Genomic DNA, 14,535 nt, shown 5'->3' with positions numbered 1-14,535 from the left:
GATTTGGGATCAGGTGAGTTACATCTGGCGGCCGAAACGGATCAAAAAATCGAAAGCCTTAATTGCATCTACGCTATCGGGATTCCCAAACTCAACTACCCTGCATTCTGGCCCCAAGCTAAATCAGTCCACTGGACTGATTCTTCACGCTTGGTCCTCCTCTGCCCTGTCTGGCTCCATGGTCGCCACACGCATGGCCTGCTCCGGGGAACGAATGACCTGACGGACAACTTGTCCGCCGTTGTGTTTTGTGAAAACAATTTAGAATAAAATCAAAACGAAATTGGAAAATTTTAGCAAAGGTTTTTTAACCTCTCCTTTAATACATGGGGCAGATTTATTTCAGAATTTTTTCCGATCTCGTCGATTACTGATTTTATATCTGAGCGGGCCTGTCCTAATGAATAATTAATATCAATATTATCGAAATCATGCTTTATAGCATCACAATAAAAATCCAATAAATTGTAAATTAACAGTAAATCACCGGCCTGGAAGTTTTTACGATGTTTTTCAGAAAGCTTAAATAATTCATCATCTATGTCAAACTTGTAATTGCGATAGCCCTTTTTGAAACTTTCTGACCAGTCTAAAACTGTTTGCAGTGTTTGCTTTAATTCAATATAAAAATTACCCATCGCTGTTGCATTTAAAATCTTTCCCAGAAATTTCGTTTATCCCCCCTCTAGGCGTAGTATAGACTTTCGGTGGTGGCTGGGGTGCATATCTAAGTTTACCTATCACTTTATTTTTTTTGTGTCAGAATACACTCCTGTTAGCTTCCACTCACCGGACGTATTCCTCCTAAAAACAAAGTCCTCAATTTGTTGAATATCCTTGTCTTGAAGATAATCCTTATTTAATAAGTCTACATTCAAAAAAAAGTCCACATAACTTATACTTGTGTCCTTTTGATAGTCGTAAATCCCACCGGTTAGGTAGACTTCCCTGACCTTAATGATCCTTTCGCTCCCGTTCAATTCAAATCTTGGATCTATGTCCTCTCTGCCATAAAAAAATACAGTAGAATCCAAATATTTATCAAGAACAATTGTATCATTAAGCATGAGCGCCTGTCCTAAATTCTTCCAAAATTCCTTGAAATCACCTTTTGAATCTATTGCGATTAGCTCCAATGGTTCCTGACTATTCTTGTCTTCTACGGCACTGGGTCTGCAAGACATGAACAAAAAAATTGACAGCAAAACTATTCTCATATATAAGTTTTCATGATTTTAGAATAAAATGTTACTTCCCCCCTATAAGTGCAGTATTGCCTTTCGGTGGTGGCTAGGTGGATCCCGATGGCCATCGCGGATGCAATTCCACCCAATTATCAACACCAATTTGCAATTGCATACTTTCGACAAGCTATCGAATTGGAAGTTAGTTCAATGTAGAAAGAATTACAAATTCATTTCATAGAAAGGCGTAATTGCAAATTACGCCTAGCGCCTACGCCACATTTCACCCAGACGGGGAGACCAAAAAATCGAAAGTCGTAATTGAAGGTTATGCCTGGCGCCTGCGCCATACTTCGCCTAAGTGTGGGTGTAACCTATCACCCCTCCCCAAAATACTCCACAAAATTCCTTGGTGTCTCGTAAAGTGTCAGTTTGTAGAGATGTCCATTTGGGACGATGGCATTGACGGCCGGCTCGAGGATTTTCCAGAATTCCATCACGAGGTTCTCGCAACTTGCCATTTTTCCCAACATAAAATCCACATCCATGTTGAGGTTTTTGTGGTCGACCTTATCGATGACCAAGGTTTTGATCAGCCTGCTCAATTCCTTCAAATCCACTACAAAACCGGTCTCCGGGTCGGGTAGACCCTTCACGGTCACGATCAGTTCAAAGTTGTGACCATGCCAATTGACATTGGAGCAAGGGCCAAAAACCTCCTTGTTCTTCTCCTCCGACCAATTGGGGTTCCAAAGCTTGTGTGCCGCATTGAAGTGCTCTTTCCTACAGACGTGTACCATGACTCTCTACCGAATGAGGCGCAAAAATAACAAAAAAACTTCCCGGAAGGAAAACCGGGAAGTTTTAGGAAATCAGGTGCCCCAATGGACTAGCTATTGAGCAATCGGAACAAGCGTATCACATCTGCCTCATCCCGGATATTCAAGCCGTTTTCCTTGATCAGGGCAGCGACTTTGGCGTAGTCCGGGCCAAAGATTTCTTCAAGGTTCTTTGTTTTGGTCTTCCAAGGCTTCACGACACCGCCTTTTGCCACAAACAGGTCCTCTGCAGGATTAAACGACTTCGCATTTTGCGTACCATACGTGGCAGAGGGATCGTTACCCAAAATTTTGTACTTATGCTTGATGAGCGTGTAGTTGCCATCTTCAAGAATCTGCACGAATCGGTTTTCACCCAGTCCAGGCAGCACAAATCCAGATCTATACAATTCCGCGCCCCCGTCAGGTGAGATTACAAAGCCGAGGATTTTTTGGGGAGTATAGGCAAAAATCTGTCCGTCCACTTTCACCTCCAAGGAATTGGCGTAGCCGTTAAAGGCAATTTGGATATTGTTGGCCGTGTCCTTTTCATTGAAAATGATGGCCCCAGAAGCAAATTCGCCGATATACGGAGTACCCTTCACACCTGCATAGGGATTGGCTGTGATCGGTGCCCCGGTACCTTGGTCTCGCAGCATCTGAAGCTGCGCATGTCCATTTTGTATACCACAAAACAGGACTATCAATACAATCAAATAACTAATTTTACTCATAAACTAGGTTTAAAAAAAGGCCGGAAAGCTCCGGCCTTTTTGGGTTTACACTATTAGGATCCTGCTGGAGGATTAGGCCTAGTGATTCTGATTTGCACTTGCTTGTAGTTCTGGCTCGCCGGAATTTGGGCATTGCCTTCCAACTCCAACAACACATCCACTGCGCCACCGATAGCACCGGTGTTTGGGATATTGACAGTCAAGGTACCAAAGCTGGAATTTGCAGGGATCACCAAAGAACCGGAGACTGCGAAGTCAGTACCTGCCACGGCAGTAGTTCCTTCAGGAACCACGCGATAAGTAATGGTCTCATCGCTTGTTCTTTGTGCCGCCACCAAGTTCACTTGAAGGTTCACAGTACCAACTGTATTGGCGACGGTGATTCTTGGATAAGCTGGATTTGCAGTACCCGCTACTGGAGTCCTAACGACAGCATCTTGAAATTCCACTACCGCACCTTGCCAAGTCACATAGTTTTGCTCAATACAAGAAGAGAAAGCAAAGACCATGGCAAAGGATAATAATGCTAGTATCTTTTTCATATTTTCTTTAGATTTTAATAGCCTCTGTTTTGGTTCAGGTTAGGATTACCATCCACTTCTCTCTGAGGGATTGGAGGCAGAATTCTGAAATCGTCGAACTGTACATTGACAGCAGGAGTAGTTTTGATAATTGGCCTACCATATCTTTTCAAATCAAAGAAACGGTGACCTTCGAATGCAAACTCCTTGAATCTTTCCAACAGGATCTCATCCAATAGTGCCTGACCTGTCACAGTCACCGCACCAAGTCCTCTCAATGCTTTGAAGGCATTCAATTCAGCCAATGACTCAGCTTCGTTACCCAAATGATAGTTGGCTTCTGCCCTGTTCAAGTGCATTTCAGACTTACGGATTACAGGAATATTGTCACCAAATGCGAAACCATTTTTGCTGATAAACTTCGTAGATTCGATTTGACGACCTGCACCTCGGACCGTATTGCCAGTGGTGTACAACCCAGCTCTTACATCTGAGTTTCTTGTTACATCCCAGTTGTTGTTGTCTGAGGCTGGGTTGCCGATTTGTAGAGGCGCGAGACCAAAGAACCCAAGAATAGTTGCATTAGGAATAAAATCACCCCATCCACCTTGCGCATTCTTGTTTTCCAAGTTCAACAAGGCAGTGTATGAAGACTGAAGGGAAACGTTCACGCCCAAAGACTCAGCCGCCAATTGGATCCTTACCTCAAACATTGATTCTGGATTGGCAGACTGTCTCCAACCAGACACATAATTGTCAACACCTGTCACTCTACCGACACTTGTACCAAGCGCAGTAGTAGCAGCGGAAGCAGCCGTCGCCCAATCACCGCGATAAAGTGCAACCCTTGACAGAAGGGCAGTAGCAGCAGCACCTGAAGCATACTGGATACCCCTACCCGCAACGGTCAAGAGTGCGATAGACGAATTCAAGTCAGCATAGATCTGATTGTAAACCTGATCTATTGTTGCCCTTGGTGTCTGCCTTGTAAGCGCTTTTTCAAGCGTAATCACACCGTCCAATTCCAATGGGATACCTCCTTGGTCTGTCACGCCAGGCGTGTAGATCGCAGTAGGAATGTATGAGTAGGCTTTGACCAAATCAAAGTAATACAGAGCTCTCAGGAATTTTGTTTCACCTTCCCATCTCGCAAGTTGGGCAGCAGAAGCACCGGGAACACCTTTCTGCAATTGATCAAGCACCAGGTTAGCCTCATTGATCGCGGCATAACTATTTTGCCAAAAACCTGCCGTAAAGTGCGCGTTAGGCTGATTGTTGTTTTCACCAATCAAACGACCTGAATTACTTGTAGTTCTACCTACATCTGCCAAAGCGTCAGCAAGTGCCAACAAATCGCGACCATAATTGGATTCCACACGCAGTCTACCATAAATTGAGTTGATGGCAGCATCTATACCATTTGGAGTGTCCAACGCGCCAACCGCATCAATACTCTGCCTTGGGTTAACCTCCAAATCACAGGAAGTCAACACTACAGCAAAGCCAATGAACAGGGTTGCTAGTTTGCTATAAATTGAATTATTTCTTTTCATCTCGATCTAAATTTTAGAATCCTAACTGAAGCCCAATTGTGTAGTTCTTAGTCAGAGGAACCTGTCCTGTACCTATACCTACGAATTCAGGATCGTATCCGGGGTAATCAGCATAAGTCCACAAATTCAAGCCCTGTGCATAAACCCTCGCCCTGTTGATTCCAAGGCTTCTCAATAAACTTGGATCGAATGAGTATCCGACTGTTACTTGAGCAAGACGGATAAAATCTGCTTTCAACAAGGCTGCTGAACCTGAATTTCTACCTGCGCCTCTTGTCTCGTTACCAGCATTGGTAGTCAAGTTCCTTGGGATATCTGTAATTTGGCCCGGCTCGGTCCACCTTCTATCATTCACCTCTCTCAAGGCGTTCAGCGTCAAACGAGTTCCGTTTTCGCGTAGGAAATTATATTGCCCATCGCTCACTACCGCACCATATTCATAAGTAAAGAAAGCGGTCAACTCGAAGCCTTTGTATCTAAAGGTATTGTTGAAACCACCGAAATAAGGAGCGAGGTTCGATCCCATATAAATACGATCTGCTGCGAGCGGCAAGTAGGTAATGTTCCTGTTGATGTCGTACCACATCGGACGACCTGTTGCTGGGTTCACGCCAGCATACTCCTGAACAAACCAAGAGCCTGGAGCCGCTGCGCCTGGTACAGGTGGGTTACCAATCGACTGCCCTACAGCGATGCCTGGGTTAGCAGGAAGGAATTGAAGGTCGTCATACAAGCTGATGATTTGGTTTTTGATATAGGAGAAGTTGAAGGCTGTCCTCCAGGAGAAACCACCTTTGTCAATGTTGATGGTGTTCAACTCAAACTCAAAACCTTTGTTCTGCAATTCACCCACGTTATTGGCAATAGTTGAGAATCCGTTTTGCCAAAGAACAGGTTGATTGAGCAATAGGTCCTTGGTTCTACGATCGAAGACTTCGATCGAACCTGTTAGTTTGTTGCTAAAGAAACCATAATCCAAACCAAGGTTCACAGATTCGTTTGTCTCCCAGCTAAGATTATTGTTGGGAAGGCTTGTAGGTCTCATACCTGCTTGGCCTGCATAATTGCCACCAGTTCCATAAAGACCTCTTGCAGCAAAGTTTCCGATTTGGTCGTTTCCAGCACGTCCCCAAGAAGCTCTCAATTTCAAGTCGGTCACGATTTCCGATTCCTTCAAGAAATCTTCCATGGCGATATTCCAGCCAGCCCTAACGGAAGGGAACAAACCATACTTGGTGTCTGCACCAAACCTTGAGGAACCGTCATACCTAGCAGTTACTGTGAAAAGGTACTTCTCCTTGTAGCTGTAGTTACCGCTCATGAAAGCGCCTTGTCTCCTGTATCCTGTCCAAAATCCTCCAACAAAAACTGGTTCAGCACCAGAATCGACATATCTGAATTGGAATGTAGGGAAGTTGATGGATTCACCGTTGATACCTTGCCTTGTCTCTGAAACAAATTCAAAACCTGCAAGTGCTGACACATTGTGCACGTTGTTGAACGTTTTGTTCCAATTCAAGGTATGTGTCGTGATAAAACGAGTCCTCCAATCGGTAGCAGCCGTAGCTCGACCTCTTACACCCGCTCCATCTGGAGTTCTTGGGTCACGATACCTATCTTCTTGGATCAGGTTGTAGTCAAGACCAACAAGTGCGCGGTAGCTCAAGTTATCCAAAATTTTATAAGTTGCCGCAGCATTACCTACTAGCGTATTGGTTCTTGTTTTACCAGAGTTGTACTCATTTACAAGTACAATGTTTTGGCCCAAAACGCCACCAATTGCTTGGTTGAACGTACCATCTTCATTGTAGATTGGGTTGTGAGGAAGTACCAATGATGCAGAGAAGGCAGGGTTACCCAAGAAAGAACCGTCCAAGGAGAAAGGAACATTCTGTCCTACTGTCGCGAGGTTGATAGAAGTCTCCAAGGTAAGTCTATTTGTCGCCTTATGGCTGAGTGAAGTACGTACAGTTCCTCTCTCAAAGTCTACTGGCTGAAAAGATGACTGCTGGTAGTTGTAAGATCCAGACACGAAAAACGTAGTCTTATCATCACCACCATTGACGCTCAGTTCGTAGTTTTGAAGGTTACCTGTACCCATTACTTCTCTTTGCCAATCGTAGGTTGGAAGACCTTGACCGATAGCTTCCAATTCAGCGGCAGTCAACGTCTGCCAGTTGGATGGCAAACGTGCCATGTTGTTCAAGGCGTTGGCTTCAGGAAGCGTGTTACCGGAGTTTTGGAAGGCTTCCCTTCTCATGGTATACCATTCTGCACCTCCCAACACATCCAAATATTTCATTGGCTGGGTCTGTCCGCCAAATGCATTGAATTCGAATCTTGCTTTTCCTGACTTACCTTTTTTGGTAGTAATGATCACGACACCGTTGGCAGCTTGGGAACCGTAGATAGCTGCAGAAGCTGCATCTTTCAGGATTTCCATGGACTCGATGTCGTTGGGGTTCAAGAAAGCGAGTGGGTTTGCTTGCGTAAAGGATGAGTTCGCAGCATTGTTCAACTGAACACCATCCACAATGAACAGCGGCTCGTTACCGGCGTTGACGGAACCCACACCACGGATACGAATGTTGACAGCACCACCTGGGAGACCGTTGGCGGACCTTACCTGCACACCAGACGCACGACCCTGAAGGGCCCTGTCGAATGATTGTACTGGTAGGTTTTGGATTACGTCCCCTTTCACGGAAGACACTGCACCGGTCACTTCCCTTTTCGGCTGTGTACCGTAACCAGTTACGATTACTTCACCCAAGCTGGCGATATCTGCCTGCAGTACGACATCCACGACACTTCTGTTGCCGATGGAGGCCTCTTGGGCAGTAAAGCCCGTGAAGGAAACCACAAGCACATTGCTGCCTTGTGGAACATTGAGTGAAAATTTACCATCCAGATCGGTAGCTGTACCGATGGTGGTTCCTTTCACTACAACCGAAGCACCTGGCAACGGCAGACCATCATCTCCTGAGGTCACCGTACCAGTCACTACACGACCTTGCGCAAATGCCGCTGCACTTGCGAAAAGAAGCATAAGTCCTAGTAGTAAAACTTTCTTCATAATTGTTGTTTTGGTTTAACGAATGGTCAATTATATGGCTTAACCCATTTTAATCCAAAAGCGTTTTAAAAATTTACATATTCGGAATCCTAAAGTGAATTAGGTTATATTCTAAAATTCGCCTCGATAAGAAATTAAATTTTGCGCACCTACATTTCGCCTGCTGTATTTTCAAAGTTGTTTGGATACGATATGGTTTAACAAAAATTAATTTGTTTTTAATTTTTTTTAACAAATCCTTCATCTAGCAACCAAACCGCCAGGAATTTTACTTGAAACAAAAAAAATTCATTTATAAACAAATGATATGGATATAATTAGAAGTTAATAACTTCTTTTAAATAAAAAAAATATAAAATTAGACTATATCTATTCAAAAAAATACCGAAAACGACGCTTGAATCGGCAAATTTTATTTCGAAATTTACGCCTTATTGGGAATTTGCAATTATTTCCAAATGATTTGCAAAATATTAATAAGGTGTATAAATATTCCTTAAAATAATATGCATGCATATCGCTGCGAAAATCAACGAATACAACGGGCCTTAGCGGATAAGAATCGTAACCCGTCTATTCAAGGCGCGGTTTTCGGCGGTATCATTGGGGCGAATGGGTTCCTTGTCGCCCTTGCCCAAGGTACTGACACGCTCTTCGAGTATCCCGTTTTCCAACAAAAATGATTTGACGCTGTCAGCCCTTTTAAGGCTCAGGTTTTCATTGTAGGCTGCGTTCCCTTGGTTGTCCGTATGCCCGATGATGGTGATGGCAACTTTTGGATTGTAAATCAAAAATTCATTCAACCGCTTAAGAGAGCTTCTCGACTCTGGTTTGAGGTCGGACTTGTCCAAATCAAAAAAGATGTTTTCAAAAACAAACTCTTCGCCGGGACCAATGGGTGTCAGAGACACCTGCAGGTTTTTTTGGTTTTTCAGATTATCCCGCTCTACGTTGTATATCTGCGGCAGAAATCCTTCCTTTTCGACATACAAACCCGAAAATGACTTATCAGGATACAGCATCATGAATTCCCCGGTTTTGCCATCGGAACGGAATTCGTACAGCGTACTGTCATTGCTCAGACTGACAAGTGACAGCCTAGCGTCGACAGGTTGCCCGGTCTTGCTGTTGAAAACGGTGCCCTGCGTCACTATCAGGGATTCACCGAGGGCAATTTCCTCCGGAAATTTGAACCTGTACAAATATGAGCGTTCTTCACGGTCCTCCGTGAACGTATTCTCTGTATAATAGGCATAGTCCCGCTGTGCAGTGATAAACAATGAGAACTGATCTAACTGGTCATTGATGGGATAGCCAATATTCTCTGGCAGGCCGAAATTACCCGCTACCACACGGGAAACAAACAAGTCTAATCCTCCAAATCCCTGGTGGCCATCTGAAGCGAAGAAAAGTATTTCGTTGTTGAAATAGATGAAAGGAGAAACCTCGTCCTTCGGCGTATTGACTTGGTCTCCCAGGTTTTTGGCTTCGGACCAGGTACCGTCAGGCAATCTCAGCGAATACCAAATATCCTTGCCTCCATATCCTCCACGCCTGTTGGAGGAAAAAAACAAAATTCGGCCATCTGCAGACAAGGAGGGTTGGGAATCCCAAAACCTTGAGTTGACGGTTTTTCCCATGTTCGCCGGCCGATTCCAAGTATCATTGATTTTGTAGGCAATATAAAGATCGCAATCCCCGAGTGAATTGGGCGCTTGGCAGGATGAAAAAATTAGAATCTTCCCGTCTGCCGAAATGGTACAGGTTCCCTCATTATAGGGCGTATTGATCATCGAGGAAATGCTTTGGGGGATGCTCCATTTTTCATCTGAATCCGAAAAATAGCTCACAAACAGGTCTTCGTGCTCGAAATCCCTCAAACCGTCCCGCTTCACGAAAATGATTTTCTTGCTGTCTGCCGTGAGGACCGGGAAATATTGCAGCGGAAAGGAGTTCAGCGGTTCGGGCAATTTTTCCTTGACGATGGAAAGGCCTTTCTTAAGTTCCTCTTTTATAAATGTGATCTGTTTGCTTGCTTCCTGGTAATCGACACGTTTTTTAAAGGTATCATCCAAAATGCGGTCGGTTTTCTCAAACTGCTCCACTGCTTTCGTAAAATCGCCCATCGCCAAATAACAATGCAACCTCAGCCAACCAAAATCGCCCTTGATCTGGTTGCTGGCCTTTTGGGCCCTCGCTTCGCCCCGTGCAACTACCTCCAACGATTCCTGAGGCTTACCCTGGGTGAGTAGCACCCGTCCCCATTTGATATAGGACTCCAAAAAACTTGCCTCCCGCTGGATCGAGGCTTTGTACTTTTCAATTGCCTCGTTGTACATCCGCTTCTGGACCAGCTCATCCCCCTCCTGGTGCATCTTGATGGCCTTGCTGTCGATGATCGAATAAGTCTGGGCGACACTTATCTGGGCGATCAAACACAGGGAAAGCAACAGCAAAAGGGGCTTCATGGGCTTAGGGGATGTCCATAAATTTATGGGTTTGCAGGGAAATTTTCCAAATCGGATGGGATTTTACATAATCGATGATCTTACCCAGAAACTGGTCCTGCTTACCCCATTCGGGTTGAAGGATTTTTTTGCAGGTATCAGCGACATTTTTGGCGTGGGTTTCGGCAAATTCAAAATCCGAGTTGTGATAGACTACAACTTTCAATTCGTCGGCTTTTTCGTAGATACTTGGGTGTGGTTTCTTGAATTTCTTGGGAGAAAAGCAAACCCAATCGAATTCACCGGAAAATGGATGCGCGCCTGAGGTCTCTAAATGAACCCTGAATCCTTGTGCTTTGAGTAGCTTGGTCAAGGGTCCAAGCGGATACATCAGCGGTTCACCTCCGGTGATTACAACCATCCGACCGGGGTATTCCAATGCACCTTTGACTATTTCTTCGATTGCCAAGATTGGCCACTTGCCGGCATCCCAGGATTCCTTGACGTCGCACCAAACACAGCCTACGTCACAACCTCCCAACCTGATAAAATATGCGGCAGTACCTACATGGGTGCCTTCGCCTTGGATGGTATAAAAAGCCTCCATCACGGGCAGCGCAAGCCCTTCATTTACTTTGTTTTTAAGCTCGTCCATAATTTTTGGTAAAGCGGGTGATCGAACCGCTGTTGAATTGAAGGGTGCAAAGATAGGAAAAAATACCGCGGTAATGTACCATGAACAAAGTGCAAAGTACCAAGCCTTGTAAAACCGAATACTTTACAAAGACTTTTCCATCACGACGCGATAGTCTTCGGGCTCACCCTTTTTGACCAGGTCGACAATGACAAACCCCCGGTTGAGTCCAAAATGGATCATATTTCCAAGGCGGTTGCGGGTTTTTAACACGACTTTTTTGTACCCTTTGTTTTTGGCCCATTTTTCCTGTTCGTCGGCAAGCAGGGTCGCGATTCCTTTGCGGCGAAAGGCAGGGAGCACCCCACCCATCCATGAATAAAAAGTATCGTGGCTGTATCTTTCGTAGCCAACCTTAAATCCAGCAGGCTTACCCTCAAACTCCGCGATCAAAATCAGGTGGGGCACATCCGTAAGCCGTTCCTCATAGGTCTTTTCTGAATAAGGTTGAAAAAACTCCGTCACCTGCTGACTGAGCTCCACCACTTCTTCGATTGTGCCTTTTCTGATTTTAATACCTTTCATAATCAAACGATGTGATACCTATCATTACTTTTGTTGACCCCAAAGAGACATCTTACCTTACAAATCAATTTCCATCTTCACATTACAGCGTCCATATTGGCCGCACCCCATGGGAATGTCCTTGAAACCAATTTTTCGATACAACGCGAGTGCTGCTCCCAATTTTGAACTCGAATAAAGAACGACTTTCCTTCCACCCAAGGCTCTTGCTTTCTCCAAAATGCCCTTTCCCAACAATTGCCCCACTCCTTGGCCGCGTGCCTCAGGGCTCACGCCCATTTTAATCATTTCGTATACATCTTCGCCTGACTTTACCAGCCCCACCGTACCCAAAATTTGCCCACCATCCCTGGCAAAAAGGATCGCACCGCCCTTGTCAATGATGTATTCCTGCGGATGCTCCAATTGATTGCGGTCAAACTCCTCCAATGAAAAAAACTGCTCGACCCACTGCTTATTGATTCGCTCAAATTCGGGCTGAAGATCGGGGGTATATTCAATAATTTCGATAGTGTTCATTTCTAATTTTAAAGCAGGACCGAATTTAAGGATTTCCTTCTAAAAATATCTCCAAGATCGGCCCACAACATTGGAATCATACTTCTTGTACCAAGTAGTTCTGGAAAAAATCGAGCATAAAAAAGCCCGCATCGCTGCGGGCCTTGGTGGAGAATACCGGATTCGAACCGGTGACCTCTACACTGCCAGTGTAGCGCTCTAGCCAACTGAGCTAATTCCCCTTTTTTGAGTAATTTAATCCAAGGCGCTCTAGCCTCCCGATTGCTATCGTGGATGAGCTAATTCCCCTTTCCATTTTGGAGGCGCTAAATTCAGGAATGATTTTGGGAATTGCAAATGGCAATGAAGAATTGGAAATGATAAATTCACAAAGATGAATCGAGCAGGGCCAACTTTGGCTGGGTAGACTTTTACACACCAAAGTTAACATAGAAAACGTCCACTAACGTCGATCATCGGGTCTTCCTCCAAACAAACACCCCCATTGAACGCTGTCCGTGCACAAGGACACTTTTCGGAGGTTCAAGGTAGCTTAGGCCAAATTCTTCCATCACTTGCCCTGTAAGTCTATCGGTAAGCAAAAAGCGCTCGCTTCCATCGGGTAACAGGTAAACTCCATCGCCGAGATGGGGGGACTTTTCTACCATATTTCCTTGGTCCGTCGTCATCCTGAGGAAGAAAATACCCCCCGGCTTCAGCACACGCATCATTTCTCGCATCATGGCATTCCATTCGGCTTCGCTCTTGGCAAAATGCAGGACGGCGGAGGAAATCACGGCATCAAAAGCGCCCCTGTGAAAAGGCATATCTTGCACTGTAGCCACCTGAAAGCGCAGTGTGTCGTAGGCGGGATTGATGGTATTGGCATAGATCCGGGCCATTTGGATGGCGATGGGGTTGGCATCGACGCCGAAGATTTGGTAGCCTTCGTTCAGAAAATAGATGCAGTTACGGCCCTCCCCACAGCCGGCATCGAGGATTTTCATTTCCTTGGCGAATCGTCCCTTGAGGATCTGATCCAAGAGGTAGATATCGATATTGCCGAGCAGTTCATTGAGTCTACTTACTTCCATTTTCGTACTGGGCGATGGCTTCGAAGGTTTTATTTCTCCCGATTTCTATGAGCTCGGAGGCACGATGAAATTCCAAGGTCCCTGCCTGTGTCCTTGAGATTTCGACCAATATATCAATTTCATGTTGCCGGATGACCAATTCCGACAGCTTGTCGGTCAGCAGGTCAAAGGAATAGTTCAAAATATCAAGGGAACTCATTCCCTTGGTTTTTTCTTCCTTTTCGGGGCCGCTGACATACTTGGCAAATTTTTCCTTGTAGTCTTCCAACCATTTGGGAAGTTTGATAAAAGCAGCCTCTGTGTCCTTTTTCACCTTTTCCAGAGAGACAAAGGCTTCCTTTGGGCCATTGAGGTCCACGGCGACAGTGAGGTCTCCGATTTCCTTTTTGGGTAAAAGATTCAAAGGAATCGGGTTGAGGATGCCACCGTCCAGGTATTCCTTGCCGTGAATTCTGGCGGGCTGCATGACAGTAGGAATAGAAACAGAGGCCCTGATCGCAGAAAACATCGATCCTTTTTTGAAAACATGCTCCTTACCGGAGGGGAGTTCCACCGCCGTACATTGAAACGGAATGTCCAAATCCTCGATATCGCAATCTGGAATGATCTTTTCCAAGGCTGCAAACACCTTATTGCCCTTGATAAATCCCTTGGTCGAAAGCGTAAAATCCATCAAACCGAACACATCGATCCTGTCAAGGTTGCAAATCCAATCCTTGTATTTTGGCAGATGGCCAGCCGCGTAGATTCCACCGACCAAGGCTCCAACCGAACTCCCTGCGATGGAAACAATTTGGTAGCCGCTTTCTTCCAAAGCCTCGATCACCCCAATATGCGCCATGCCCCTGGCACCCCCGCTTGATAAAACCAGTGAAACGGTTTTTTTGCTCATGGTTTAATTTGGTTTTGAAAAAAGGGAAATCTTCAGAAAATTGCCCTGACTAAAATACGACATTATGAGCCAATTCAAGCCATTCCATTTGGCATTTCCTATTCGGGACATCGAAGAAACCAGACAGTTCTACGGCGACTTGCTGGGCTGTGAGATAGGCAGAAGCACGGATAAGTGGATCGATTTCAACTTCTTTGGGCACCAACTTTCGGCCCATATCAAGCCAGAAGAGCTACATTTGGTCAAGGCCAACGAGGTAGATGGAAAAAATGTACCCGTTCGTCATTTCGGTGCGATACTGCCTTGGGATGAATGGCATGCGCTTGCCGACAAACTGAAGGCACACGGCATCGAATTTGTCATCGAACCATATATCCGCTTCAAAGGGGAAGTGGGCGAACAGGCAACCATGTTTTTCCTCGATCCCTGCGGCAATGCGCTTGAGTTCAAGTCTTTTCAGGACGAAAGCCAGATTTTTGCGAAGTAAATGGAAACAAAG

The 14,535-nt window shown here is 45.2% G+C and carries 14 protein-coding genes and 1 tRNA gene; 1 reads left to right on the top strand and 14 read right to left on the bottom strand.

Going from position 1 to position 14,535, the window contains the following annotated elements:
- Positions 1 to 293: 293 nt before the first annotated feature.
- From C943_RS19070 to C943_RS19005, 14 genes are all read right to left on the bottom strand, one after another.
- On the bottom strand, positions 294 to 638 hold the full coding sequence (locus C943_RS19070) for a hypothetical protein (protein ID WP_040481376.1): 345 nt from the start codon (positions 636 to 638) through the stop codon (positions 294 to 296).
- Positions 639 to 740: 102 nt separating this feature from the next.
- Positions 741 to 1,184 (bottom strand): hypothetical protein, encoded by a 444-nt coding sequence (locus C943_RS19065; protein ID WP_040481375.1) that lies wholly within the window; start codon positions 1,182 to 1,184, stop codon positions 741 to 743.
- Positions 1,185 to 1,561: 377 nt separating this feature from the next.
- On the bottom strand, positions 1,562 to 1,984 hold the full coding sequence (locus C943_RS19060) for a 6-pyruvoyl trahydropterin synthase family protein (protein ID WP_008631206.1): 423 nt from the start codon (positions 1,982 to 1,984) through the stop codon (positions 1,562 to 1,564).
- An 89-nt stretch (positions 1,985 to 2,073) separates the two neighbouring features.
- Complete coding sequence (locus C943_RS19055; protein WP_157198622.1) at positions 2,074 to 2,736, bottom strand: hypothetical protein; 663 nt, start codon at positions 2,734 to 2,736, stop codon at positions 2,074 to 2,076.
- Between the two features lie 53 nt (positions 2,737 to 2,789).
- On the bottom strand, positions 2,790 to 3,278 hold the full coding sequence (locus C943_RS19050; RefSeq protein WP_040481373.1) for a DUF4843 domain-containing protein: 489 nt from the start codon (positions 3,276 to 3,278) through the stop codon (positions 2,790 to 2,792).
- A 14-nt stretch (positions 3,279 to 3,292) separates the two neighbouring features.
- Positions 3,293 to 4,810: a RagB/SusD family nutrient uptake outer membrane protein gene (locus C943_RS19045; RefSeq protein WP_008631200.1), complete on the bottom strand. Its 1,518-nt coding sequence runs from the start codon at positions 4,808 to 4,810 to the stop codon at positions 3,293 to 3,295.
- 13 nt (positions 4,811 to 4,823) lie between these two features.
- Positions 4,824 to 7,886: a SusC/RagA family TonB-linked outer membrane protein gene (locus C943_RS19040; protein WP_008631199.1), complete on the bottom strand. Its 3,063-nt coding sequence runs from the start codon at positions 7,884 to 7,886 to the stop codon at positions 4,824 to 4,826.
- 548 nt (positions 7,887 to 8,434) lie between these two features.
- On the bottom strand, positions 8,435 to 10,354 hold the full coding sequence (locus C943_RS19035; protein ID WP_008631198.1) for an OmpA family protein: 1,920 nt from the start codon (positions 10,352 to 10,354) through the stop codon (positions 8,435 to 8,437).
- A 4-nt stretch (positions 10,355 to 10,358) separates the two neighbouring features.
- Positions 10,359 to 10,988, bottom strand: a complete 630-nt coding sequence (locus tag C943_RS19030) for a 7-carboxy-7-deazaguanine synthase QueE (RefSeq protein WP_008631197.1) — start codon at positions 10,986 to 10,988, stop codon at positions 10,359 to 10,361.
- A gap of 123 nt (positions 10,989 to 11,111) precedes the next feature.
- Entirely contained in the window at positions 11,112 to 11,552 is a 441-nt protein-coding gene (locus C943_RS19025) for a GNAT family N-acetyltransferase (protein WP_008631196.1), read from the bottom strand.
- Positions 11,553 to 11,609: 57 nt separating this feature from the next.
- On the bottom strand, positions 11,610 to 12,071 hold the full coding sequence (locus C943_RS19020; protein ID WP_008631195.1) for a GNAT family N-acetyltransferase: 462 nt from the start codon (positions 12,069 to 12,071) through the stop codon (positions 11,610 to 11,612).
- Between the two features lie 144 nt (positions 12,072 to 12,215).
- Positions 12,216 to 12,292: transfer RNA gene (locus tag C943_RS19015), tRNA-Ala, on the bottom strand.
- A 231-nt stretch (positions 12,293 to 12,523) separates the two neighbouring features.
- Positions 12,524 to 13,144, bottom strand: coding sequence for a methyltransferase domain-containing protein (locus C943_RS19010; RefSeq protein ID WP_008631178.1), 621 nt, complete (start codon positions 13,142 to 13,144; stop codon positions 12,524 to 12,526).
- Positions 13,131 to 14,036: a patatin-like phospholipase family protein gene (locus tag C943_RS19005; RefSeq protein ID WP_008631177.1), complete on the bottom strand. Its 906-nt coding sequence runs from the start codon at positions 14,034 to 14,036 to the stop codon at positions 13,131 to 13,133. Before C943_RS19005 ends, C943_RS19010 begins: the two co-directional genes overlap by 14 nt.
- A 64-nt stretch (positions 14,037 to 14,100) precedes the next feature.
- On the opposite strand from C943_RS19005, the gene C943_RS19000 reads away from it, so the two are divergent.
- Positions 14,101 to 14,523 carry a VOC family protein gene (locus tag C943_RS19000; protein ID WP_008631175.1) on the top strand — a complete coding sequence of 141 codons (423 nt, stop codon included), beginning with the start codon at positions 14,101 to 14,103 and terminating at the stop codon, positions 14,521 to 14,523.
- Positions 14,524 to 14,535 lie beyond the last annotated feature (12 nt).

Source organism: Mariniradius saccharolyticus AK6 (assembly GCF_000330725.2).
In the GTDB taxonomy this organism is placed as follows: Bacteria; Bacteroidota; Bacteroidia; order Cytophagales; family Cyclobacteriaceae; genus Mariniradius; species Mariniradius saccharolyticus.
This window is presented reverse-complemented; position numbering and strand designations above follow the sequence as displayed.